18 protein-coding genes and 1 tRNA gene are annotated in these 23,015 nt (G+C 71.5%); 10 read left to right on the top strand and 9 right to left on the bottom strand.

All coding sequences use genetic code 11. The annotated features are described in order from the left end of the window. The 4 genes from H483_RS36790 to H483_RS36775 all read right to left on the bottom strand — a co-directional run bounded on the left by H483_RS36790 (position 1) and on the right by H483_RS36775 (position 3,782). Positions 1 to 1,335, bottom strand: coding sequence for a UDP-glucose/GDP-mannose dehydrogenase family protein (locus tag H483_RS36790; RefSeq protein WP_031265304.1), 1,335 nt, complete (start codon positions 1,333 to 1,335; stop codon positions 1 to 3). Positions 1,336 to 1,448: 113 nt separating this feature from the next. Further along, on the bottom strand, positions 1,449 to 2,012 hold the full coding sequence (gene dcd, locus H483_RS36785) for a dCTP deaminase (protein ID WP_017838407.1): 564 nt from the start codon (positions 2,010 to 2,012) through the stop codon (positions 1,449 to 1,451). Further along, positions 1,993 to 2,772: a hypothetical protein gene (locus tag H483_RS36780; protein ID WP_017838406.1), complete on the bottom strand. Its 780-nt coding sequence runs from the start codon at positions 2,770 to 2,772 to the stop codon at positions 1,993 to 1,995. The genes dcd and H483_RS36780 overlap by 20 nt, the downstream gene beginning before the upstream one ends. 176 nt (positions 2,773 to 2,948) lie before the next feature. Continuing rightward, on the bottom strand, positions 2,949 to 3,782 hold the full coding sequence (locus H483_RS36775) for a DUF2470 domain-containing protein (protein WP_017838405.1): 834 nt from the start codon (positions 3,780 to 3,782) through the stop codon (positions 2,949 to 2,951). A gap of 208 nt (positions 3,783 to 3,990) precedes the next feature. Between H483_RS36775 and H483_RS36770 the strand changes: the two genes are divergently transcribed. Together H483_RS36770 and H483_RS36765 are read left to right on the top strand one after the other, a co-directional pair. After that, entirely contained in the window at positions 3,991 to 4,260 is a 270-nt protein-coding gene (locus H483_RS36770) for a hypothetical protein (protein ID WP_017838404.1), read from the top strand. 46 nt (positions 4,261 to 4,306) lie between these two features. After that, a tRNA-Gly gene (locus H483_RS36765) sits at positions 4,307 to 4,377 on the top strand. Positions 4,378 to 4,440: 63 nt separating this feature from the next. Here H483_RS36765 and H483_RS36760 read toward each other — a convergent pair. Then, the gene (locus H483_RS36760; protein WP_193746910.1) at positions 4,441 to 5,490 is read right to left on the bottom strand and encodes a methyl-accepting chemotaxis protein; all 1,050 of its coding nucleotides are present in this window, start codon (positions 5,488 to 5,490) and stop codon (positions 4,441 to 4,443) included. 104 nt (positions 5,491 to 5,594) lie between these two features. On the opposite strand from H483_RS36760, the gene ppsA reads away from it, so the two are divergent. Then, positions 5,595 to 7,928 carry a phosphoenolpyruvate synthase gene (gene ppsA / locus H483_RS36755; RefSeq protein ID WP_031265300.1) on the top strand — a complete coding sequence of 778 codons (2,334 nt, stop codon included), beginning with the start codon at positions 5,595 to 5,597 and terminating at the stop codon, positions 7,926 to 7,928. Positions 7,929 to 8,080: 152 nt separating this feature from the next. Beyond that, a complete protein-coding gene (locus H483_RS36750) occupies positions 8,081 to 9,916 on the top strand; it encodes an acyl-CoA dehydrogenase (RefSeq protein ID WP_017838401.1) in 1,836 nt (611 codons plus the stop codon). 121 nt (positions 9,917 to 10,037) lie between these two features. Here H483_RS36750 and H483_RS36745 read toward each other — a convergent pair whose 3' ends face one another. Together H483_RS36745 and H483_RS36740 are read right to left on the bottom strand one after the other, a co-directional pair. Continuing rightward, positions 10,038 to 11,975 (bottom strand): VanW family protein, encoded by a 1,938-nt coding sequence (locus H483_RS36745; protein ID WP_017838400.1) that lies wholly within the window; start codon positions 11,973 to 11,975, stop codon positions 10,038 to 10,040. 193 nt (positions 11,976 to 12,168) lie between these two features. Beyond that, complete coding sequence (locus H483_RS36740; RefSeq protein WP_031265298.1) at positions 12,169 to 13,482, bottom strand: acetyl-CoA C-acetyltransferase; 1,314 nt, start codon at positions 13,480 to 13,482, stop codon at positions 12,169 to 12,171. Positions 13,483 to 13,604: 122 nt separating this feature from the next. Here H483_RS36740 and H483_RS36735 point away from each other — a divergent pair, with 122 nt between their 5' ends. The 3 genes from H483_RS36735 to H483_RS36720 all read left to right on the top strand — a co-directional run bounded on the left by H483_RS36735 (position 13,605) and on the right by H483_RS36720 (position 17,305). Further along, a complete protein-coding gene (locus tag H483_RS36735; RefSeq protein WP_017838398.1) occupies positions 13,605 to 14,954 on the top strand; it encodes a 3-oxoacyl-ACP reductase in 1,350 nt (449 codons plus the stop codon). Between the two features lie 32 nt (positions 14,955 to 14,986). After that, positions 14,987 to 15,895: a MaoC/PaaZ C-terminal domain-containing protein gene (locus tag H483_RS36730; protein WP_031265295.1), complete on the top strand. Its 909-nt coding sequence runs from the start codon at positions 14,987 to 14,989 to the stop codon at positions 15,893 to 15,895. Between the two features lie 207 nt (positions 15,896 to 16,102). Continuing rightward, positions 16,103 to 17,305: a sorbosone dehydrogenase family protein gene (locus H483_RS36720; RefSeq protein ID WP_017838395.1), complete on the top strand. Its 1,203-nt coding sequence runs from the start codon at positions 16,103 to 16,105 to the stop codon at positions 17,303 to 17,305. Positions 17,306 to 17,356: 51 nt separating this feature from the next. On the opposite strand, the gene H483_RS36715 is transcribed toward H483_RS36720, so the two are convergent. Together H483_RS36715 and H483_RS36710 are read right to left on the bottom strand one after the other, a co-directional pair. Then, entirely contained in the window at positions 17,357 to 18,190 is an 834-nt protein-coding gene (locus tag H483_RS36715; protein WP_017838394.1) for a fructosamine kinase family protein, read from the bottom strand. Continuing rightward, the gene (locus H483_RS36710; RefSeq protein ID WP_017838393.1) at positions 18,187 to 19,458 is read right to left on the bottom strand and encodes an MFS transporter; all 1,272 of its coding nucleotides are present in this window, start codon (positions 19,456 to 19,458) and stop codon (positions 18,187 to 18,189) included. The genes H483_RS36715 and H483_RS36710 overlap by 4 nt, the downstream gene beginning before the upstream one ends. 77 nt (positions 19,459 to 19,535) lie before the next feature. Between H483_RS36710 and H483_RS36705 the strand changes: the two genes are divergently transcribed. From H483_RS36705 to H483_RS36695, 3 genes are all read left to right on the top strand, one after another. Then, positions 19,536 to 20,477 (top strand): SRPBCC domain-containing protein, encoded by a 942-nt coding sequence (locus tag H483_RS36705; RefSeq protein ID WP_017838392.1) that lies wholly within the window; start codon positions 19,536 to 19,538, stop codon positions 20,475 to 20,477. Between the two features lie 146 nt (positions 20,478 to 20,623). After that, complete coding sequence (locus H483_RS36700) at positions 20,624 to 21,691, top strand: beta-ketoacyl-ACP synthase III (RefSeq protein ID WP_017838391.1); 1,068 nt, start codon at positions 20,624 to 20,626, stop codon at positions 21,689 to 21,691. 98 nt (positions 21,692 to 21,789) lie between these two features. Next, a complete protein-coding gene (locus H483_RS36695; protein ID WP_017838390.1) occupies positions 21,790 to 22,878 on the top strand; it encodes an SGNH/GDSL hydrolase family protein in 1,089 nt (362 codons plus the stop codon). Positions 22,879 to 23,015 lie beyond the last annotated feature (137 nt).

Genomic DNA, 23,015 nt, shown 5'->3' with positions numbered 1-23,015 from the left:
TCAGCTGGCGCTCACCCCGCGGCCGAGGGCGCGGTAGGTCCAGCCGGCGGCGCGCCAGTCGTCGGCGGGCATGCAGTTGCGGCCGTCCAGCATGATCCGCCCGCGCGCCACCGCCGTCACGGCCGCCGGGTCCAACTCGAGGAACTCGGCCCACTCGGTGGCCACCAGCACCACGTCCGCACCCTCACACGCCTCGATCGCCGAGTCGGCGTACGCGAGCGTCGGGAACAGGGCCCGCGCGTTGTCAAGCGCCTGCGGGTCGTACACCACCGCCTGCGCCCCCTTGAGGGACAGCATCCCGGCCACGTTCAACGCCGGGGAGTCCCGCACGTCATCGGAGTCCGGCTTGAACGCCGCCCCCAGCACCGCGATCGTCTTGCCGATCAGCATCCCCCCGCACGCCTCGGTCGCCAGATCGACCATCCGCTCCCGGCGCCGCATGTTGATCGAGTCGACCTCCCGCAGGAACGACATCGCCTGATCGGCACCCAACTCACCGGCGCGGGCCATGAACGCCCGGATGTCCTTGGGCAGGCACCCCCCACCGAAGCCCAGACCGGCACCCAGGAAGCGCCGACCGATCCGCGGATCCATCCCGATCGCGTCCGCCAACACCGTCACATCCGCGCCCGCCGCCTCACACACCTCCGACACCGCGTTGATGAAGCTGATCTTGGTCGCCAGGAACGCGTTCGCGCTGACCTTGACCAACTCGGCGGTCGCCAGGTCCGTCACGATCACCGGACACGGGTCCGAGTCCAGGATCGGCGCGTACGCCCCGCGCACCACCTCCTCGACCGGCCCGCCCGGCTCACGCACCCCGATCACGATCCGATCCGGCGTGAGCGTGTCGGCCACCGCGAAACCCTCCCGCAGGAACTCCGGGTTCCACACCACCTCCGCCCGCACCCCCTGACGCGAGTGCTCGTCGGCGATCTCCTGCAGCCGCGCCGCCGTCCCCACCGGCACCGTCGACTTGCCCACCAGCACCGCATCCGCGGTCAACAGCGGCGCCAACCGGGCCACCACGTCCTCCACATACGAGGTGTCGGCCGCGAACTCCCCCTTGCGCTGCGGGGTACCCACCCCAATGAAGTGCAGGTCCGCGAACTCCGCGGCCTCGGCATAATCCGTGGTGAACCGCACCCGACCCGCCTCCACCTGCCGCCTCAGGATCTCCGGCAACCCCGGCTCGTAGAACGGCACCTCACCGGCCCGCAGGCGCTCGATCTTCGCCTCGTCCACATCCACACCCAGCACCTCGTGACCCAACTCGGCCATACAGGCGGCATGGGTGGTCCCCAGATACCCGGTCCCGAACACGGTCATACGCATAGCGCAGTTCTACCGTCCCCGGACGACCTCCCGGGAACACCGGGGTGAACGCGGGACGAGCGTCCTGCTGGAGGGGCGGATTCGGGGACGGCCCGGTTCTCGGACGGGCCCCGTCAGCGGAAGTTGAGGTACGCCTTGGAGGCGGTCGGGCCGCGCTGTCCCTGGTACTTCGAGCCCGTCGCGGCGGTGCCGTACGGGACCTCGGCGGGGCTGGACAGCCGGAACAGGCACAGCTGGCCGATCTTCATCCCCGGCCACAGCGTGATGGGCAGGTTGGCCACGTTGGACAGCTCGAGGGTGATGTGCCCCTCGAACCCCGGGTCGATGAACCCGGCGGTCGAGTGCGTGAGCAGACCGAGTCGACCGAGTGAGGACTTTCCCTCAAGCCGGCCCGCCAGGTCGTCGGGAAGGGCCAGGCGCTCGAGGGTCGCCCCCAGGACGAACTCGCCCGGGTGCAGCACGAACGGATCCCCTGACGCGGGTTCGACGAGTTCGGTGAGGTCGTCCTGCTGCTGCGCCGGGTCGATGTGGGTGTAGCGCGAGTTGTTGAACACGCGGAACAGGCTGTCCAGTCGGACGTCGATGCTCGACGGTTGGATCAGCGAGGAGTCGAGAGGGTCGATCGTGAGCCGCCCGTCGGCGAGCTCGGAGCGGAGGTCACGGTCGGAGAGCAGCACGGTCTAGAGGGTATCGCGACCCCCCGGCGAGCAGGCGGAGCTGGGTGCCCAACTCGGTGACGCTCACGCACGCCTCGGCGAAGGGCAGCCGCTCCCGGTGGATGCGCCCGTCGCGCCCGACGAGCTCGATGTCCACCCCGGCGCGGTCGATGCCGACCAGCAGTGGCCGCTCGGCCGGGAGGCAGCGGCACACGCGCAGCGCCATCCGCGGCACCACCTGGCAGCGCGGGTCGTTGAGATGGTCCAGCCAGTGCCCCTCGAGGTCGGCGAAGGGGTCGGGCCCGGAGGTCGCCAGGTCCTCGGGGTCGATGTCGGTCACCCCGTCGTCGTCGGTCAGCACGATCCGCTCCGCGCGGAGCCGGACCAACGCGACACCGGTCCCCACGTCCAACAGGACGGGGTCCGGGAGGTCGCGGGCGATCTCGCCCGCGGTGCGGCGCTGGGCGCGCACGCCCGGCAGCTCCACACGACCCTCGACGACGACGATGCGGCGACAGCGCCCCTCGGCCGCTCCCCCGATGATCTCGTCCAGGACCTCGAGCCTCGCCCGCACCCCGCCTACGCCGATCGTGACCGCGTAGGCCGTCGGTAGCGCGACCCAGAGGTCGGCGGTCCCGGGCACCTGGTGCACCAGGCCCACCCCGGGAGGGGTCACGGCGCCCGGGCCGGAGGGAAGACCCAGGGTGGCCCGGGGGCACCGGCGCAGCGCCGAGCTCACTCGTTCCGCGGGCTCCGGGACAGGCCCCACCAGTGATCGCATGCCATCTCCTCGTCGACAGTTCCCGCACCGCTCCGACGCCTCCAGGGAAAGGCGCCGGAACGGTCCGGGGGCGGGGACGTGACTACCCGCAGCGACTAACTTAGGTAAGGCTTACCTCTTGCGCAAGGGTTTTGTACACACCGGCGGGAAAATGTTGGAGAAGACCCGAGCCGGACTCACCCGGCGAGGCGGTCCAGCTCGCTCTGCACGTCCTCGGAATCGCCACAGACCAGCGCGAACGGGATTCTCACGACCTCCCTGGGCCCGGTCGCGGAGCCGACCGAGAGATCCAGGCCGAACCTGTCGATGCCCACGATCCACGGGCGTGTGCCGGCGATCTGGCGGCCGGCGCGGAGAGCCAGCCGCGCCGCGAGTCCGCTGTCGGCTCCGAGGCGGCGCAACCACGCCTGCTCGTCGATGCCGATCGGGTCGACCGCCGCCGCCGCGAGGTCACCCCGGGGGATCGCGTACGCGCCGTCAGCACACACATAGGAGACCCCGAGCGGCTGCAGTTCGCTCAGCCTCAACGATCCGGCCTCCCCGTTCGGACCGGGCCCACCGTCGGCGGCGACCAGCCTGCGTCGCCGCGGTGCCGAGGACGCCGTAACGATCCCGGAGATGGTGACCACACCCCGCGCCACGGCGCACTCGTCGTCACACGGCGTGGCCCGGACCCCCGCGGCCGGCTCCCCACCGCGCCGGTCCCGGGCCGAGGGCCGACCGTCGACCGCGAAGGACGGTCCCGCCCCGGGCCGCCGACAGCGGCCCGTGCACACCGTGTCGACGATCTCGACCGCGGCCGAGCCTCCCACCGACGCCACGCCGGCCGACTCCCCCACTTCACGGGACATACCGCCGACGTCCACCACCAGCACGATCACGCCGTCGTCGCGGACCCTGGCGGACCTCAGCGGCCGGGTCAGGAGGCCCGAACCGACGGTGCCTGCGGCGCCGCGCGCCAGGACGGTCCGCACACGCTCGGCGATCGGCCGCTCCGTCACGTCGTCCATCCTCGTCCTCCTGGCAGGGTCGCCCGCCGGCCGGGCACCCGGCCACTGAAACGGACTCTCATCCATTTCAGCGTCGTTCACCGCCGGTTCCATACCCGTGTCCGCGCCGGATCCTCGTGAGACCGGCCACACCACCGCCCGCGTCCAGGCACCCCTGGCGGGACCGCGGATATGCGCCGCACCCCGCTCACGTGGTGGAATCGGGGGCATGGACGAGTTCAGGGAAGAGCCCTCGAAGTACATCTGGCGATGGACCGTCTGGTCCTGGGTGTGCGTGGGCATCGCCGCCCTCATCGTGATGATGGGCCTGACCGGCGGCGGTTCGCTCACCCCGTGGATCATCGGCGCGCTCGCCGTCGCGGTCGTCGGCGGCGTCGGGTTCGGGTTCGTGCCCCGGGCCTCGCTCGGCCAGACCAGGCGGCCCATGACCACCGGGGCCAAGCGGAAGGCCGCCCGAAAGGGACCCCGGAACAGCTGACGGCCGGAGGCTTCGTGCTAATCTGAACCCGCCTTCGGGCAGCATCGCCGATGTAGTTCAATGGTAGAACTTCTGCTTCCCAAGCAGACAGCGCGGGTTCGATTCCCGTCATCGGCTCAGAGATCGAGGCCCTCCCGTCACGGGAGGGCCTCGAGTCGTCTCACCGGGTGCTCAACGCGGTCAGGAGTCCGGCCCGGGCCGCCCCGGCTCGGTGCGTCCCGGCTCGGTCCGTCCCGACCCCGCCCCTGACGACCCGCCCCTGCCGTTGCCGTTGTCGCCACCGCGGCGACGCAGGAGCTGGAATCCGGGGATGCCCTGGACGGCCTCGAGACACTGCTGCGCCACCTCGAGGATCTGGTGGACCTCGGGAGCCACGGTGTCCAACGAGGCGAGCACCGGCATCACGTCGTTCTCGAGACTGTCTCCCAACGCGGGCAGATGGTCGATGAACTGCACGACCGCCTTGATCTCCTCGGAATCGACCGATTCGAGGATCTCGTCGGCGACCGGTTCCAGCAGCGCGATGGTCTTGTCCGTCCACACCAGCACCTCTGTGAGGCGGGTCGCCACCCTCCTGGCGGTCTCCGGCGAGAGTTCGGCGTCGACCAACAGGGCCTCGACAACGGGCTTGACGGGCGCCAGCGCGGACTCGGCGAAGTCGACCATCGGCACGATCCGGTCCATGAGCCCGCCCGCCGAGGTCACGAGCCCGTCCGCGGTGTCGACCGTCGAGCCGACGCGCGCCACGACCGCGTCCGCCGAGTCCACCGTCGAGTCGACCCTGAGCACCACGCTGTCCGCGACGTCCACGGTCGCACCGATACGAGCCACGATCCCGTCAGCCGAGTCAACGGTCGACCCCACCCTGCCGACGATCCCGTCGGCCGAGTCCACGGTCGACCCCACCCGGGCGACGATCGAGTCGGCGGAGGAGACCGTGCGCTCGACGTCGTCGACCACCCGGTCGGCCCGCGAGACCGTGGTCCGTACCCCGTCGACGGTCTCCGCGGCCGTCACCACGATCCCGTCGATCGACGACACGGTCCGCTCGACCTCGTCCAACAGTCGCTGGACGCGCCGCACGATGGACTCCACGTCCTCCAGGAGCGCCATCACCCGCGCGGGCAGGAGGAGGAACTCCCGCGCCATCGAGAGCTCCCACTCGACCACCCGGAACGCGCTCTGGACGAGGGACGACGGGGACGGGACCCGCTCCTGCAGTTCAGCCATGGATCGATTCTGCCCGAACATCCCACCCGGGACCTCCCGATCAGCGCACCATGGAGGAAGCGGCGGGCGGACAGACCGGACAGCGTTCCCGGAAGGGGCACGAGATGAACGCACAGCGGGTCACGACCTTCGATGATCTACGGCTCGACGACGCACCCGAGTACGGAGGGAAGTCGGCCAATCTCGGGGAGATGACGGGCGCCGGGCTCGCCGTGCCGCCCGGGTTCGCGATCGGCCAGTCGGCGTATCTGGAGGCGATGGACGCCGGCGGCGTCCGCGCGCGCCTCCACACCGATCGGGTTCCGGAGGAAGGACTCACCGAGGCCGAGCTCATGGCGAGGTCCGCGGAACTGACGCGGACCGTCGCGGACGTGGACATGCCGGTTCCTCTGCGCGAGTCGGTCCTGGAGCACTACCGCGCGCTGGGACACGACGTCCCGGTCGCGGTCCGCAGCTCCGCCCCCGCCGAGGACGCGGGCGACACGTCGTTCGCCGGCATCCACGAGTCCTACACCGACGTCGTCGGCGAAGACGCCCTGCTCGATGCAGTCCGCAAGTGCTGGTGCTCGCTGTGGTCGCCGCGAGCGATGACCTACCGGGCGGTGTCGGGTTACGACGAGGAGCCGTCCATCGCGGTGGTCGTACAGCGGATGGTCCGCTCCGACACCTCAGGGGTGGCCTTCACCGCGGACCCCCGCACCTCCCGGACCGACCGGGTGGTGATCGAAGCGGCCTTCGGCCTCGGGGAGGTCGTCGTGGGCGGAAAGGTCGAGCCCGACACCTACGTCGTCGACAAGTCCGACCTGGGCGTCCTCTCCGCCCACGTGGGCCGCAAGCTCACGCGGATCATCGCCGGCCGCACAGACGACGGACTCGTGCCCGTTCCCGAGGAGATGCAGACCACCCGCGTCCTCGACGACGAACAGGTGCGAGCCGTCGCCCGTCAGGCCATGGCGTCGGAAGCGCACTACGGCACGCCACAGGACACCGAGTTCGCATTCGAGGACGGCGAGCTGTATCTCGTCCAGACCCGCCCTATCACCACCCTCGTGGACCGGGCGCCGGACGGTGATCGGGGTGCGTCGGGTGACGGCCGGTCCGGGGGCGACGTGGAGCCGCTCGTCGAGGGACTGGGCGCCGGACCGGGCACGGCCACGGGGCGGGCCCGGGTCCTGCATGAACTCGCGGACGGCGCCGACCTCGCACCCGGCGAGATCCTGGTCGCGACGATGACCGACCCGGACTGGTTGCCGATCCTCAAACGGGCGGCCGCGATCGTCACCGACGAGGGCGGGGTCACCTGCCACGCGGCGATAGTCGGTCGCGAGCTGGGCCGTCCCGTCATCGTCGGCACCAGGTCGGCGACCACGGACATCCACGACGGGCAGACCATCACCGTCGACGGCACGGCCGGCGTCGTCTACCCGGGCACCGTCCGTCCGGCCGCCGCCGAACAGGCTCCCGCCGACGTCGGTCGGACCCCCGAGGCACGGACCCCCGAGGCACGGACGCGCGAGGCAACCGCGACCGCGGTGTACGTCAACCTCGCGACCCCCGACGCCGCCGCCCGCGTGGCCGCGATGGACGTGGACGGCGTCGGCCTGCTGCGCGCGGAGTTCCTCATCACCAGCGCACTGGAGGGCGTCCACCCGCGCACGCTCATCACCGAGGGGAGGACAGCCGACTACGTGTACCGCATGGCGTCCGGGATCGCCACGATCGCCGCGGCCTTCGACCCCCGGCCCGTGATCTACCGCGCGACCGACCTTCGCTCGAACGAGTTCCGTGGCCTGCTCGGCGGGGAGGTCGAGGCCGAGGAGCGCAACCCGATGATCGGCTACCGCGGGTGCTTCCGGTACACCAGGGAGCCGGACCTGTTCCGACTCGAGCTGGATGCGCTCGCCCGGGTGCGCGAGAAGCACCGCAACCTGCACCTGATGATCCCGTTCGTCCGCACGGCGTGGGAGCTCCGCGCCTGCCTGGACATCGTCGACGGCCACCCACTCGGGCGCGACCCGGGACTCAAGCAGTGGATCATGGCCGAGGTCCCGTCGGTCGTCCACTGGATCCCGGAGTACGCGGCGATGGGCATCGACGGCGTCTCGATCGGGTCCAACGATCTCACCCAGCTGACCCTGGGCGTGGACCGCGACTCCGAGGTGTGCGCGGAGTTGTTCGACTCCATGGACCCGGCGGTACTGGCGTCCATCGACCAGATCATCGACCGCTGCCACGAATCGGGGCTCACCGTCTCCCTGTGCGGCCAGGCGGCGTCGACCGACCCCGCGATGGCCGAGCATCTCGTGCGCCGGGGGGTGACGTCGGTGTCGGTGACACCCGACTACGCCGAGATCACCCGGCGGACCGTGGCACGCGCCGAGAAGTCGATCCTGCTCGATGCGGCCCGATCGGCGACACGCCGCTCACCTGCGAAATAAGAGCCTTTCCTCACCTTGGACGGATCGCTGACAACGCACTAACATCTGTCTTGTTACCGACGGGTAGGTTCCGGTGAGCACATGGCATCGGTGCCGACCCGCGCGGCCACCTCCATTGCCACGACACCGCACTCCGAACGGAGAAGACCGTAATGGGTCACTACAAGAGCAACGTCCGCGACCTCGAGTTCAACATGTTCGAGGTCCTGCGTATGAACGAGGCACTCGACGCCGGCGAGTTCGGCGACATGGACACCGAGACCGCCAAGGGCATCCTCTCCGAGGTCGCGACCCTGACCGAGGGCCCGGTCGCGGAGTCCTTCGCCTCCGCCGACCGCAACCCGCCGGTGTTCGACCCCGAGACCCACTCGGTCTCCATCCCGGAGGACTTTAAGAAGTCCTTCAAGGCCTGGTACGACGCCGGCTACTGGTCGATGGGACTGCCGGAGGAGCTCGGCGGGATGCCGGCCCCCCGCGCGATGGTGTGGGCCACCGGCGAGATGATGCTCGGGGCCAACCCGGCGGCGTTCATGTACGGCGCCGGCCCCGCCTTCGCCGCCGTCCTCTACGAGAACGGCACCGAGGAGCAGAAGCAGTGGGCCGCCACCTGCGTCGAGCGCGGCTGGGGAGCGACCATGGTCCTCACCGAGCCCGACGCCGGCTCCGATGTCGGTTCCGGCCGCACGAAGGCGATCAAGCAGGACGACGGGAGCTGGCACATCGAGGGCGTCAAGCGCTTCATCACCTCGGCCGACTCCGACGACATGTTCGAGAACATCTTCCACCTGGTCCTGGCGCGCCCCGAGGGCGCCGGCCCCGGCACCAAGGGCCTGTCGCTGTTCTTCGTGCCGAAGTTCCACTTCGACTTCGAGTCCGGTGAACTGGGCGAGCGCAACGGCGTGTTCGTCACCGGCGTCGAGCACAAGATGGGCCTGAAGGTCTCCACGACCTGCGAACTGACCTTCGGCGGTCACGGCGTGCCCGCCAAGGGCTGGATCGTCGGCGACGGGGAGCTCAACCTGGGCATCCGCCAGATGTTCGACGTGATCGAGCACGCGCGCATGATGGTCGGCACCAAGGCCATCTCCACCCTGTCGACCGGCTACCTCAACGCGCTCGAATTCGCCAAGGAGCGTGTCCAGGGCGGCGACATGACCGAGATGGCCGACAAGAACGCACCCCGCGTGACCATCACGCACCACCCGGACGTGCGCCGTGCACTCATCCGTCAGAAGGCGTTCGCCGAGGGTCTGCGCGCGGTGTACATGTACACGGCGGCCCACCAGGACGTCGAGACCGCCGCGCGCGTCTCGGGCGCCGACGGCGAGCTGGCCCACCGCGTCAACGACCTGCTGCTGCCGATCGTCAAGGGTGTCGGGTCCGAGCGGGCATACGAGCTGCTCACCGAGTCACTGCAGACCTTCGGCGGGTCGGGCTTCCTCCAGGATTACCCGATCGAGCAGTACATCCGCGACGCCAAGATCGACTCCCTGTACGAGGGCACCACCGCGATCCAGGCGCAGGACTTCTTCTTCCGCAAGATCGCCCGCGACCGCGGCACCGCCATCGGGCACGTGTCGGCGCAGATCAAGAAGTACATCGAGACCGAGGGGCCCGCCGAGTTGGCCAGCGAGCGCGAGGTGCTGGCGACCGCTCTCGCCGACGTCGAGGCGATGGTCGGCACCTGCTTCGACCACCTTCTCGCCTCGCAGGAGGATCCCAAGCACCTCTACACCATCGGTCTGGCCTCCGTCCGCCTGCTCATGGCGTTCGGTGACCTCATGATGGGCTGGCGTCTGCTCGTCGGCGCCGAGGTCGCGCTCGCCGCGCTGGAGGGCGCGTCGGACGCCGACACCGCCTTCTACAACGGCAAGATCGCCGCCGCCAAGTGGTTCGCGAACAACGAGCTGCCGCTCCTCACCGCCACGCGCGGGATCGTCGCCGGCCTCGGCAGCGAGCTCATGGAGCTGGACGAGGCCGCGTTCTGATGAACCGCTGAGCCGCTCCCCGCGATCCCCGGGGGGTGTGCGTCTTGTTGGGTCCCGACACGACGCACACCCCCCGGGGATCCGTGCATTTCGGGCGCGCACCTCGCGCAGGGGCGGGCGGTCAGTTGCCGGGCAGGACCGGGATCCGGAACTCCGGCAGACCCGGGATCCGTATCGCGTCGTCCGGCACCGGCGGCGGCGCGACCGGGCCGGGCGGCTCGGCGGTGGGTGACGGGCTCTCGACCCGACACTCGACGCGGACGCGGGGCGCATACGTCGAGGACACGGTGTCGGTGCTGACCGTCTCCTCGCCCCGCTGGACCACTCGGGTGACCCGGGCCGTGTACCCGTCGGCGCCCGGGTCCGGGGTGCACCCGGGGCTGGTGAGGACACGGGTCTCGGCGCGGCGGAGGTCGGCCCGCGGCGCGGTCGAGATGCGAACCGTGTACTCGCGGGTCCCCCACAGCCGGACGGTGACCGCGCTGCCGCTACCCGAGGCGTCGATCACCAGGCCCGTGCCCTGAGCGTTGCGAAAGCCCACGTCCTCGGACGCGGTGGCGTCGCGACCGGCGGGGAACTGCGCCCCGTCGACACCTCGGCCGGTCCGGACCAGCCCCTGCGCCCCGGACTCGAACGCGGCGTTGAAGAGCGCGGTGGCCACGGCGTCGGCGGACACGTCTCCCGAGACGACCCCGGTGACATCGGACATGGAGAAGGTCTCGCCGGCGGGGATGAACTGCCCGGCGAGCGAGGCGATCATCGACTGCGCCCGTCCACTGGCGCCCACCGCGACGGTGAACTCACCGACGGGCTCGCGGATCCCGGCCCTCTCGGCCTCCTCGGTGGTGACCTCCGGCTCCCGACCCACGTAGGCCACCGGCAGCACGCGCGGCCCCTGCACATCGGTGAGCTGCCCCGGGAGCGCCCCGAGGAGCGGACCCCACGAGACGGTGCGCCCCTGGACTGCGGGGACGACCGAGGCGGTCGATCCGCTGAAGGAGAACGAGGCGTTCCTCCCCTCCTGCTCGGTCTCCTCCATCAGCGGCTCCAGGATCCCCTTTGCCGCATCCGCGTCGAACCGGGGCTCCAGCACGGCCCCGTTGCGCACGAACGTGAGGTACTCGCCGATCCGGTCCCGCGGGAACAGGACGGGCACGGCGTGCGGGTCGTCGGCGTCGACCATCTCGAGCTCCCGCTCGGCGGGGACCGCCCGGTCCCTCCCCGGGGGCGGCGGCGGGGCCGGCAACCGTGTCGTGATGGTGGTGACGGGCGGCTCCGTTCCGTCCTCGCGCATCCGCGAGGCCAACAACGTCAGGTCGCGCCCGGCGGCGGGCTCGGCCACGTCGCGGATGAGCGCACGCACCTCGTCCGCCTGCGTCTCGGTGGGGGTGTAGTCGACGACGAGGTCGACCCCGTCGTCGTCGAGCCAGTGGGCGAGCACGGCATCGCGCGAGCTCTCGATCCGCAGCCGCTGACCGTCCAACGGGATGGCGGAGCGGACCTCGTCGCGGTCGAACCAGATGGCGCCCTCCCGCGGTTCGAAGTCCGCCTGCAGGGCGAGCTTCTCCAGGAAGTCGGTCAGTCGTGCGTCGGGGATCACGCTGGCGATGCCCACCTCGGTGGACCACACCAGGCTGATGAGGCGCGTGAGGGGGTTGAGGGGTTGCTCTCCCGCCCGGTCCAGGGTGCCCTGCCAGTCCACGGACAACCCGACCGACCGCGGATCGAGGGTGGTCGACACGACGCCGGCCCGGAGATCGACCTCCTCGTCGACCCGTGGACCCAACTCACGGATGAGGAGCTGCTCGGCGTCATCCGTCCGCATCCCGCCCACCTGGATCCCGGCCACCTCCGCCCCGCGCGGAACCCGGCCGATGCTGTGGACGAGGTCGAATCCGTAGAGCACCGCCAGGCCCATGAAGACGCCGACTCCGGTGTGGATCCACCTCGACCGCACGCGGTAGCGACGCCGGTCGGCGGCCGCGGGATGCGGGCCCTCGCCCTCGAGTACGACGGGCCGGGCGGGGCCGGCGTCACCGGTGGTGGTGGATTCGTCCACTGGTTCTCGCCTCCTCACGAGCGGGGACTCTCGACCCGGCGGGGCGCCGACCGGGGATGTCCCACCCGAACCACTGTGGCGTCCACTATGACGGACCGGTACCGATGAGTGCAGCCCCCGCGCCGTACGCGGGGGCTGCACTCAGGAGAACCAGCCGGGTGCCGACGCCGGACTCGCCGTGTCGGCGACGAGGTCAGCGTTCGACGATCGCCGTGACGCCCTGACCACCCGCGGCGCAGACGGAGATGAGCGCCCGGCCGGAGCCCTTCTGCTCGAGCAGCTTGGCCGCGGCGGCCAGGATGCGGCCGCCGGTGGCGGCGAACGGGTGACCGGCCGCCAGCGACGAGCCGTTGACGTTGAGCTTGGAGCGGTCGATCGACCCGAGCGCCGAGTCCAGGCCCAGGCGCTCGGTGCAGTACTCCTCGGACTCCCAGGCCGCGAGCGTGGCCAGGACCTGCGAAGCGAAGGCCTCATGGATCTCGTAGTAGTCGAAATCCTGCAGGGTCAGGCCGTTGCGCTCGAGCAGACGCGGGACGGCGTAGGTGGGGGCCATGAGCAGCCCGTCCGGGGTGCGGCCGTCGTGACCGTGGATGAAGTCGACCGCCGCGGTCTCGGAGTCCACCAGGTAGGCACGGACCGGGAGCTTGTTCTCCTCCGCCCAGGCCTCGCTCGCCAGCAGGACCGCCGAGGCGCCGTCGGTGAGCGGCGTGGAGTTGCCGGCCGTCATGGTGGCCTCGGTGCCGTGGGCCTCGGCGTCACGCTTGCCGAACACCGGCTTGAGCTTCGCGAGCTTCTCCTCGGACGAGTCGGGACGCATGTTGTCGTCGCGCGGCACGCCGAGGAACGGGGTGACCAGGTCGTCCTGGAAGCCGGACTCGTAGGAGGCGGCGAGATTGTGGTGGCTCGCCGCGGCGAGTGCGTCCTGGTCCTCGCGGCTCACGCCGAGCTCGCGGGCGGTGATGGCCGCGTGCTCGCCCATCGACAGGCCGGTGCGGGGCTCGGCGTTCTGCGGCTGCTCGGGGACCAGCGACTGCGGACGGATGTCGCCGAGGAGCTTGACCCGGTCGATCGCGCTCTTGGCCGACGCGACCTTGATGAGGATCTTGCGCAGGTCGTCGTTGACGGCCAGCGGGGCGTCGGAGGTGGTGTCGGTGCCGCCCGCGATACCGGCGTCGATGCGACCGACCGCGATCGCGTCGGCCACCTGGATGGCCGAGGCCAGGCCGGTGCCGCACGCCTGCTGCACGTCGTAGGCCGGGCTGGACGAGTCGAGCACCGAACCGATGACCGACTCGCGGGTGAGGTTGAAGTCACGGGCGTGCTTGAGGACGGCCCCCGCGGCGACCATCCCGACGCGCTTACCCTGGAGGTTGTAGCGGCTCGCGAGGCCGTCGATCGCCGCGGTGAGCATGTCCTGGTTCGAGGCGTCCGCGTACTTGCCGTTCGATCGGGCGAAGGGGATTCGGTTGCCGCCGACGATGGCGACCTTGCGGGGGCTGGTGGTCACGTGTGTCACTCCCGTTTCATCTCGGTATCCGGTGGCCCGTAGCGCGGCCCGACGAGTATTGTTACTCAGCGGTAAGTTACTTGTCGACCCGTACGACCGCACCTCTTCAGGAGATGATCGCCATGGCACAGGGCAACCTCGACCTCTACTCGCAGTTCGTGACCTCGGCCCCCGGGTCGTTCATCGCCGGCAAGGTCGGCCTCCCGCAGCCCGAGCAGCTCCGCCGCTACGAGGCCGGGCAGCCGGCCCTCCACGGCCCGGTCCTGGTCGGGGGCGAAGGCCGCCTCGTCGAGCCGGTCCGCGCGATCCTCGAGTCGGATTACGAGCTGGCCGGCGCGGACGCCGAGGGCAAGTTCGCCGGCCTGGTCTTCGACGCCACCGGCATCCGCCGCACCGAGGACCTCAAGGCCCTGTTCGACTTCTTCAACCCCGTCGTCCGCCGCGTCGCCGCCAGCGGCCGCGTCGTGGTCCTGGGCACCACCCCGGAGGAGACCGGGTCGGTGGAGGAGCGCATCGCCCAGCGCGCGCTCGAGGGCTTCACCCGCTCGCTCGGCAAGGAGATGAAGCGGGGCACCACCGTCCAGCTGGTCTACGTCTCCGCCGACGCCGACACCGGCGCGTCGGGCCTCGAGTCCACCCTGCGCTTCATCCTCTCCGGCAAGTCCGCCTACGTCGACGCCCAGGTGTTCCGCGTGGGCGCCGGCGCGGCGACCGCCCCCGGGTCCTGGGACCGCCCCCTCGAGGGCAAGGTCGCCGTGGTCACGGGCGCGGCCCGGGGCATCGGTGCGGAGATCGCCGCCGTGCTCTCCCGCGACGGGGCGCACGTGATCTGCTGTGACGTCCCCGCCGCCGGCGAGTCCCTCTCCGCGACCGCCAACAAGGTGGGCGGCACCTCTCTGCCGCTCGACGTGACCGCCGCCGACGCCGCCGAGGTCCTGGCCAAGCACGTCCAGGAGCGTCACGAGGGCGTCGTGGACATCCTCGTCCACAACGCCGGCATCACCCGGGACAAGACCCTGGCCGGCATGGACGCCGCCCGCTGGGACTCGGTCATGGCGGTCAACCTCGTCGCGCCGGAGCGGATCACCGCCGAGCTCGCGGAGAAGGGCGTCCTCACCGAGGGCGGCCGCGTCGTGGGCGTCTCCTCGATGGCCGGGATCGCCGGCAACCGCGGCCAGACCAACTACGCCGCCTCCAAGGCCGGCGTGATCGGGTTCGTCGACGGCGCCTCCGCCGAGCTGGCGTCCAAGAAGATCACCGTCAACGCCGTGGCCCCCGGCTTCATCGAGACCCAGATGACCGCGGCCATCCCGTTCGCCACCCGCGAGGCCGGACGCCGCATGAACTCCATGCAGCAGGGCGGTCTGCCCGTCGACGTGGCCGAGACGATCGCCTACTTCGCCAGCCCCGCCTCGTCCGCGGTCACCGACAACGTGATCCGCGTGTGTGGCCAGTCCCTCCTGGGCGCGTGATCGAGGTGGACAACACGTCGTCGGGCAACACCGTGGAGTACACCCGCCTCCCCGCCATCCCCAACCTGCTCGCCCAGTACGGCAAGGCCGCCGTCGGCTCGGCCCCCGTGGTGGGCGGCAAGCGCGACGGGAAGTCGATGCCGGAGAAAGGCGTCGAGGTGGAGGGCGTCCGCGTGGACACCGCCAACCTCGCCGCCTATGCGCGGGTCTGCGACCTGCGGTTCGGTGACGCCCTGCCGCTCACCTACCCGTTCACGCTGGCCTTCCCCCTGAGCATGCAGCTCATGCTCGACCCGGCCTACCCCGTGCCGGCCATGGGTTCGGTGCACCTGACAAACGAGATCGAGTCCCACCGCCCGCTGCGGGTCGGCGACGAATTGTCGATCCGCGCGCGGGCCGAGAACCTGCGCGAGCACCCCGCCGGGTTGCTGCTCGACATCGTCACCGAGATCCGCAACGGTGGCCACGACGAGCCGGCCTGGGTCCAGAGGTCCGGCCTGCTCTCCAAGCGCAGGACGTCCCTCACTCCGCCCAAGGACTCGCCGCGCCCGCCGAAGCCCGAACCGCCCACGGCCGCGGAGATCGGTGATCCCACCGTGGTCAGGTCGGTGTCCGAGTCTCTGATCGCCGAGTACGCGTCGGTGTCCGGGGACCGCAACCCCATCCACGTGTCCAAGGTGGGCGCCAAGGCCTTCGGGTTCCCGAATGTCATCGCGCACGGGATGTGGACGGCAGCGACCCTGCTCAGCGTGGTCGAAGGGGCGATCCCCGAGCGGGCACGCTACTCGGTGGAGTTCGGCAAGCCCGTGATCCTGCCGGCGAAACTGGGCATCTACGCCCGGCGCGGTGCCGGGGCCGGCGATCCGGCCTGGTCGCTGCAGGTGCGCAACCCGCGCAAGCTCGGAACCGTGCACGCGACGGCCACCATCGAGGAACTCTGATCGCACGACACCGACCCCGGTCATCCGCCCCCGTCGCGGGCGGGTGACCGGGGTTCCTCGTCGGTCCGGTTCCGCTCCACCGCGATTGGGCATATGTTCTGAGTCACACCGATTCTCGATCGCAGGGAGACCACCGTGCCCATCTCGCCCCCCACGTCCGCCGACCGATCCGGGCCGAGCGCCCGGACCCGGCTGAGGTCCCGATCCGTGGTCGGCATCGTCGCCGCGGCAGCGCTCGCCCTCACCCTGCCCGCCACAGCCGTGGCCCAGTTCGGATCCCTCGGTGGCGGATCGGTCGACACGGGTTCGGTACCGCCGGGCGTCCTGTTCCCCCCTGCGGTCGGCGTCGGCGCGGGCGAGGGCGTCGAGGTGGTCGCGGGCCCGGCGGTCCGCGCCACGACGGTGATGGACCGACTCAACGTCCCGTGGGACGTGGTCCGTACCCCGGACGGCACCATCCTCACCGGGGAGCGCGGCGGCCGCGTGGTGGCCCAGCCCGCCGGCGGTCAGCGTCGGGACGTCGCGATCGACCTGCCCGGTCTTGTCCGGCAGTCCGAGAGTGGCCTGATGGGCATGGCCGTGGACGCCGGATTCGCGCAGAACCGCGAGATCCACGTGTGTTACTCCCAGAACGCGGGCGGGACGCGCGACAACCGCGTCACCACCTTCCGGGCCGCCGACAACTGGTCGGCGCTGACCAGGGTCCGCGACGTCGTGACCGGGATCCCCCTGGGCGCCGAGGGCATCCACAGCGGCTGCCGTCTGCAGGTCGCCGCCGACGGGTCGATCTACATCGGCACCGGCGACACGTTCAACGCGACCGGCCCGCAGGACCCCGCCTCGTTCGCCGGCAAGATCCTGCACGTCAATCCGGACGGCACCCCGGCCACCGGCAACTCCCCGATCCTCACCCTCGGTCACCGTAACGTCCAGGGCCTGGCCATCCAGCCCGGCACCGGCCGTGTCTACTCCGCCGAGCACGGCCCGGACGTCGACGACGAGGTGAACCTCCTCGCCCCCGGCGCCAACTACGGCTGGGATCCCAACGTCAACGGCCAGTACAACCAGAACGTCCCGATGACGGACACCACGCGCCACCCGGGCGCGGTCGGAGCGGTCTGGGCCTCGGGCCGTCCGACCCTGGCGAGCGCGGACATCGAGTTCCTGCGGGGCTCCGCGTGGGGCGAGTGGGAGGGCGCGTTGGCCATGGCCAACCTCAAGACCCAGAAGTTGGTCCTGCTGCGCCTGTCGGAGGACGGACGGTCGGTCCGCGACGCCGCGGTCCTGCTGGAAGGTGACTTCGGACGACTCCGCTCACTGACGCCCGAGCCGGACGGTTCGCTGCTGGTGACCACCTCCAACGCGAACAACCGGGACGTGGTCTTCCGCGTCAGCCCGGCCGGGCGCTAACCTGCCCCAGGCAGCGCGTCCTGCAGCTCTGCCCCTCGGCGCGCCCGGGCGTCAGAGCTCCAGGACCCGCCGGGCGGCGTCGGCCAACGCGACCGCGTAGCCGGCGCCGTGGCCGGCCGAGTGGGTGGCCAGCGGGTGCATCTGATGTAGCGGCACCCGCTGGCGCCACCCCGGCCTCAGCGGGTGCCGCTCCTGGTAACCGCCGAGGATCTCGTCCAGGAACGGGGCCCCGAACAGCGCGAGCATGGCCAGGTCGGTCTCGCGATGACCGCCGTGGGCGGCCGGGTCGATGAGTACGGCGTCCACGGACTCGGCTCCGTCGGAATCGACCTCGCCGACCCCGGTCGCCGCGGGAGCGGGCGCCCACAGCACGTTCCCCGTCCACAGGTCGCCGTGGAGGCGGGCGGGGTCGTCGCCGGGGTCGTCCAGCTCGCCGGCCGCGATCCGGTCGCAGGCGCGCTCGACGACCGCGTGGTCGTCGCCACTCAGCACCCCCATGTCCACCGCGATCGCGACGAACGAGCGCACACGCTGCTCGGAGTAGAACTGACCCCACGACCGGGTGGGGCGGCACTCCTGGGGGCGGTTGCCGATGAAGCACCGGCCCGCCCAGCCGTCGGCGGGTGCGCCCCAGGCGGCGGCCCCGGCGTCGTGCATCACCGCCAGTCTCCGCCCGAACCGACGAGCCGCCTCCGCAGTGGCGCGATCGGCGGGAACGGGCTCGAGGGCGATCTCGTCGTCGTCGACCCCCAGGACCTCCACCACCCGGGGCCCGCCGGGCGCCGCGGCGAGCCAGGCCAGGCCGGCTGCCTCGTGGCGGTAGAAGTCGGGCCCGTGGCGCGACCCCCTCTTGACGAACGGTCCGGCCCCTCGTGTCTCGCTCATGCGCGCACCTCCCGGGCCCGCGAGGCCCGCTCGCGACCGAGCAGCCGCCCGGCCAGTAGGACGATCAGCACGCCTCCGAGTAACACCGGAGCGAGGGTCCAGCGCATCCCGGCGTGCTCGGCGATCAGTCCGACCATCGGTGGGGCGGTCAGGAATCCGAGGCGCATGACCCAGTTGAGCACGGCCAGACCCGTGCCCGGGGTCAGACCCGGGACCGAGTCGGCCCCCACCATCGCACCCGGGATCACGGTGGCGATGCCCCACCCGGCCAGCGCTAAGCCGGCGAGCACCACCGGCAGGAGCGCGGGGCCGTCGAGGGCGAACGACGCGGCCAGCGCTGCACCCGAGCCCGCCACCACGCACACCCCGCCCATCCGGCCCACGTGTGCGGCTCCGAACCCGTCGACCAGACGGTCGCCGGCGAGCCGCCCGATCAGCTGAGCGCCCTGCACGGCGATGAACCCGAGCCCGGCCACCCCGGCGCCAACCGCCGCGACGTCCCGGAGGTAGAGCGCCGACCACGTCTGCGCGAAATCCTCGACCACCGCCGCGCACGAGGCGAGGAGCCCGAACGCGACCAGCAGCAGCAGCGTCCGGCCGCCCGGGATCCGGCGCTGTCGAATAGGGTGCTGTGGAATCGGACGCTGTCGAATCCGGCGCTCTGCGGACGAACCCGCCGTGCCCAGCCGCAGGGGGTGCGCGGCCAGGGCGGCGACCGCACAGACGACACCGGCCGCGCTCATCTGGACCACGACCGACGCCCCGATCCCGGCGGCGAACGACCCCCCGGCCGCACCGAGGACCGCCCCGAGCGACCAGACGGCGTGGAAGCGGTTGATCAGGGACCGACCGTGCCGCAGCTGGACGCGGATGCCGTGGGCGTTCATGGCCACGTCGGTGACGGCATCGCACACGCCGAACACCAACAACAGACCGGCGAACACCCCCACGACCGGGGAGAGCGCGAGCAGCGCCGCGACGAGCGAGGTCATCACCATCGCGGCCACCGCCACCGACCCGTCCGAACGCCGACGCATCAGTGCGGGGGCGAGCAGTCCCCCCACCAGGGCGCCGGCCGGGAAGCACGCCATCGCCAGACCGAAGCCGGCCGGGCCCAGGCCCAGCGCGAACTTGAGGTCCGGCAGGCGGGGGACGATGGCTCCGAAGATCGCGCCGTTGGCGACGAAGAGCAGAACCGTGGCGGCCACCGGCCCCCGCAGTCCGGTCCCGCGTCCGCCCGGGCCCACCGCCCCTCCCGTCGCGATCACGACCGTCAGACTACGTCGTGCACCCACGCCGGTAGCGTTGACGGCGGTAACGGTCGGACGGGTGGTGGGAGCGCGACATGTACGGGGTGACGGCAGGGATCGAGGCCACGGACGAGAGCCGTCACGTGGTGTGCCGCGTGCCGCTGCCGGTGCCCCCGCAGGTGGTGTGGGACGCGGTCTCGACCGGCGAGGGCATCTCCTCGTGGTTCGTGCCGTGCGCTCTGGAGCCGCAGGTGGGAGGCCGGATCGTGCAGTTCGCCGACCCCGGCGCCCCCGATCCCACGACCGGTCCGGAGGCCGCCGCCGAGGCGATGCTCACCGCCACCGTCGGCGAGATCACGGTCTTCTCGCCCCCCTCCGGCACCGCGCCGGGGGAGTTCACCTTCGAGGAACGTGACTGGATGGGCGAGGGGATCCCGGTGCCCCCGTGGACGACCTCCTGTGAGGTCGCCGACGACGGCGAGGGGGGCACGGTGCTGACCCTGCGGTCCGGGTTCGCCTCCGGCGGGCAACTCGCGGAGGAGTCGGTCGACGGCAGTGTGAGCGGCTGGGCCCAGTCGCTGACCGTGCTGGCGCACCGGCTCACCCACCGGCCCGCGGACGGCGTGGTGACCGTCCACGCGGCCACCGATCCCGTCGCGTCGTCGGTGCCGGGGTTGTGGTCGCGCGTGCTCGGCCGGCTCGTGGCCCCCGCGGCCGGGGCCGGTGCGGTCGCCAGGTCCGGCGAGGTCGCCCGGGCCGGCGAGGTCGGGGGAATCGTGGCGACGGAGTCGGAGGCCTCCGCGTTGATCGTCCTCTCCGCGCCCGTCGACGGCGTGATCGAGCTCTACGTCTTCCCGGCCGGGGACACGCCCGAGGACGCGACGAGCAGCGCCGCCGTCGCCGTCCGCGCGTACGAGTACGTGGACGTCCCGGGCGGGTCGGGCGCACCGCTCGGTGCCGCCGCGGTCGACGGCGTGGAGCCCACCTGGGACTCCGAGCGCTGGCGCGGATGGCTCGAGGGCCTGGTCACGGACTGACCAGGGGGTGGCGGCCGATCGTCGACGAAACATCGACGTCGGGTGCGACGATGTCCACCGAGACAGCAGTACTGTGTCGGGGAGCACCAGCCGTGCGCCGATCACGAACCGCACGAACAGCACACCGACGAGGAGCACCATCTGCAATGGCGGATTCCAACGACACCGTGACCATCGCGACCAGCGAGGGCGCGCCCGGCACGACCCTCCTGGGCATCGGCGCCTACCGTCCACGTCGCGTGGTGAGCAACGAGGAGATCTGCGAGACGATCGACTCGAGCTCGGAGTGGATCTACGAGCGGTCGGGAATCCTCAACCGTCGTGTCGCGGGACCGGACGAGAGCATCGTCTCCATGTCCAGCGAGGCCGCGAAGAAGGCCCTGGCCTCGTCCGGAATCGATCCCGAGCTCATCGACGCGGTGATCGTGTGCACCTCCACCAACTGGACCCAGGTCCCGCACGCGGCCCCGCAGGTGGCCACCGACCTCGGGCGGAACGGGATCGCTGCGTTCGACCTCACCGCCGGCTGCGCCGGGTTCGGCTACGGCCTCGCCGTGGCCACCACCATGATCCGGGGCGGCGGCGCCCGGTACGTCGTGGTGGTGGGCGTGGAGAAGATGACCGACGGCATCGACTTCTCCGACCGCAACACGGCTTTCATCTTCGGTGACGGTGCCGGCGCAGTGGTGGTGGGCCCCTCGGAGGTCAACGACGTCAGCCCGGTGATCTGGGGGTCCGACGGAGCGCAGGGCAGCGCCATCCGCCAGACCAAGGACTTCAAGCAGTACGTCGACGAGGTCGACGCCTCCGCCGCCGCCGCGCGCGAGGAGGCCGTGCTCCAGCCCTACCTGGTCATGGACGGGTCCAAGGTCTTCCGCTGGGCCGCGGTCCAGGTGTCCAAGGTGTGTGCACAGACGTTGGAGGCGGCGGGGGTGACGGCCGAGCAGATCCAGGCGTTCATCCCCCACCAGGCCAACGGCCGCATCAACTCGGCCATGGCCAAGCACCTCGGGCTGCCGGACTCGGTGGCGATCGCCAACGACATCGAGCAGACCGGTAACACCTCGGCCGCCTCCATCCCGTTGGCCATGGAGGCCATGCTCCGCGACGGAGAGGCCGAGCCGGGTCAGATCGCGTTGTGCATCGGCTTCGGGGCGGGACTGTCCTACGCCGGCCAGGTCGTGCGGCTGCCCGCGGCGCCGCCCGTCGACTGACGGCACACGCCCGTCGACTGACGCTCCACGGCCCCGGCCCGGCGGAACCGGGGCTGTGTTCCCTTCTCATGGACAGGTGTTCATGAGAGAGTGATCCCATGCACACCTCACGCCTCCGTCGCAGCGCGGGGCCGGCGTTCGCCGGCGCCGTGGTGGCCTGCGCCTCGGCCCTCCTGGCCTCTCTCGTCTCCCCTGCCGTGGCCGCGTCGACCCCGGCGATTCCCGTCGCGCTGCCGCCCACCGGCTCCACGATCGAGCAGGCCGGCGGATCAGCCCAGACGCTGGGCCACAACGTCGCGGGTCAGCTCAGCGGCGCCGGCCTCGGCCCGTCCGTCTACGCCGGGACCGGCGGGGGTCCGGCGCGCTACGTGGCGCTGGGTGACTCGTATGCCGCGGTCGGCAGGGTTGCGCCGGGGTCCTGGGGCGCCGGCCCCGTGGCGTGCGTGCGCACCGACGACGCCTACCCCACGGTCGTGGCCCGCGAGCTCGGTGTGGGGACGTTCATCAACGCCAGCTGCGGCGGGGCCACCGCGGACGACCTCTGGGAGCCGGCGCGTCACGGGGCGCCGCCCCAGCTCGACGCGCTGGACGCGCAGACCGACCTGGTCACCCTGACCATCGGCGGCAACGACGTGGGGTTCGCCGCGGTGATCGTGGCCTGTGCCCTCCGACCCAACACCGCCCCCGAACTCCTGCCCGTCGTGGAATCGATCACCTCGGGGCTCGCCCAGGGATTCGACGCCACCGCCGGGTGCTCCGATGTGATCGACCGCCAGGCCACCCGCGCCCTCGAGGAGCTCGACACGCGGATGGACTCGGTGTACGCCGAGATCGCCCGGCGCTCACCCGCCGCCCGCGTGGTAACCGTGGGGTACCTCTCCGCGGTCCCGGACGACCAGACCCTGCTCTCCTCCCCCGACTGCGCGCCGTTCATCGAGATCTCCGACGCCGAACGGGACAAGGTCCGCGGGTTTCAGCAGGGCATCAACCGGGTGGTTCGCGACGCGGCCCTGCGGAACGGCGCGACCGTCGTGATCCCCGACGAGCCCGGTCACTCGATGTGCACGCCCCCGGACACCCGCTGGGTCGACTTCACCGGCCTGCAGACCGCGTCCGTGCCCGTCCACCCCACGTCCGCCGGGCACGCACACGTGGCCGGTCGCGTGGTGTCCGCGCTCTCGGGATAGCGACGACGCCGGCCGGTGAGAGCAGGACGCGGGGTAGAAGTTGCTTAGTTGTCAACGACGCGGTCGACGCCGCCGCCCCCGGCGATGAACACCAGCGTGAGCCGATGCTCGCGCGAGGGTTCATCGCCGGGGGCGGC

It is taken from the genome of Dietzia sp. UCD-THP (genome assembly GCF_000349585.1).
Classification (GTDB): domain Bacteria; phylum Actinomycetota; class Actinomycetes; order Mycobacteriales; family Mycobacteriaceae; genus Dietzia; species Dietzia natronolimnaea_A.
This window is presented reverse-complemented; position numbering and strand designations above follow the sequence as displayed.

Excerpts from the sequence above, each read along its gene's own strand:
- H483_RS36760 (WP_193746910.1), bottom strand. The coding sequence starts at position 5,490 with ATGGCTGAACTGCAGGAGCGGGTCCCGTCCCCGTCGTCCCTCGTCCAG.
- H483_RS36715 (WP_017838394.1), bottom strand. The coding sequence starts at position 18,190 with ATGAGCGAGACACGAGGGGCCGGACCGTTCGTCAAGAGGGGGTCGCGC.
- H483_RS36770 (WP_017838404.1), top strand. The coding sequence starts at position 3,991 with ATGGACGAGTTCAGGGAAGAGCCCTCGAAGTACATCTGGCGATGGACC.
- H483_RS36750 (WP_017838401.1), top strand. The coding sequence starts at position 8,081 with ATGGGTCACTACAAGAGCAACGTCCGCGACCTCGAGTTCAACATGTTC.
- H483_RS36775 (WP_017838405.1), bottom strand. The coding sequence starts at position 3,782 with ATGGACGACGTGACGGAGCGGCCGATCGCCGAGCGTGTGCGGACCGTC.
- H483_RS36695 (WP_017838390.1), top strand. The coding sequence starts at position 21,790 with ATGCACACCTCACGCCTCCGTCGCAGCGCGGGGCCGGCGTTCGCCGGC.
- H483_RS36705 (WP_017838392.1), top strand. The coding sequence starts at position 19,536 with ATGTACGGGGTGACGGCAGGGATCGAGGCCACGGACGAGAGCCGTCAC.
- ppsA (WP_031265300.1), top strand. The coding sequence starts at position 5,595 with ATGAACGCACAGCGGGTCACGACCTTCGATGATCTACGGCTCGACGAC.
- H483_RS36735 (WP_017838398.1), top strand. The coding sequence starts at position 13,605 with ATGGCACAGGGCAACCTCGACCTCTACTCGCAGTTCGTGACCTCGGCC.
- H483_RS36790 (WP_031265304.1), bottom strand. The coding sequence starts at position 1,335 with ATGCGTATGACCGTGTTCGGGACCGGGTATCTGGGGACCACCCATGCC.
- H483_RS36700 (WP_017838391.1), top strand. The coding sequence starts at position 20,624 with ATGGCGGATTCCAACGACACCGTGACCATCGCGACCAGCGAGGGCGCG.
- H483_RS36780 (WP_017838406.1), bottom strand. The coding sequence starts at position 2,772 with ATGCGATCACTGGTGGGGCCTGTCCCGGAGCCCGCGGAACGAGTGAGC.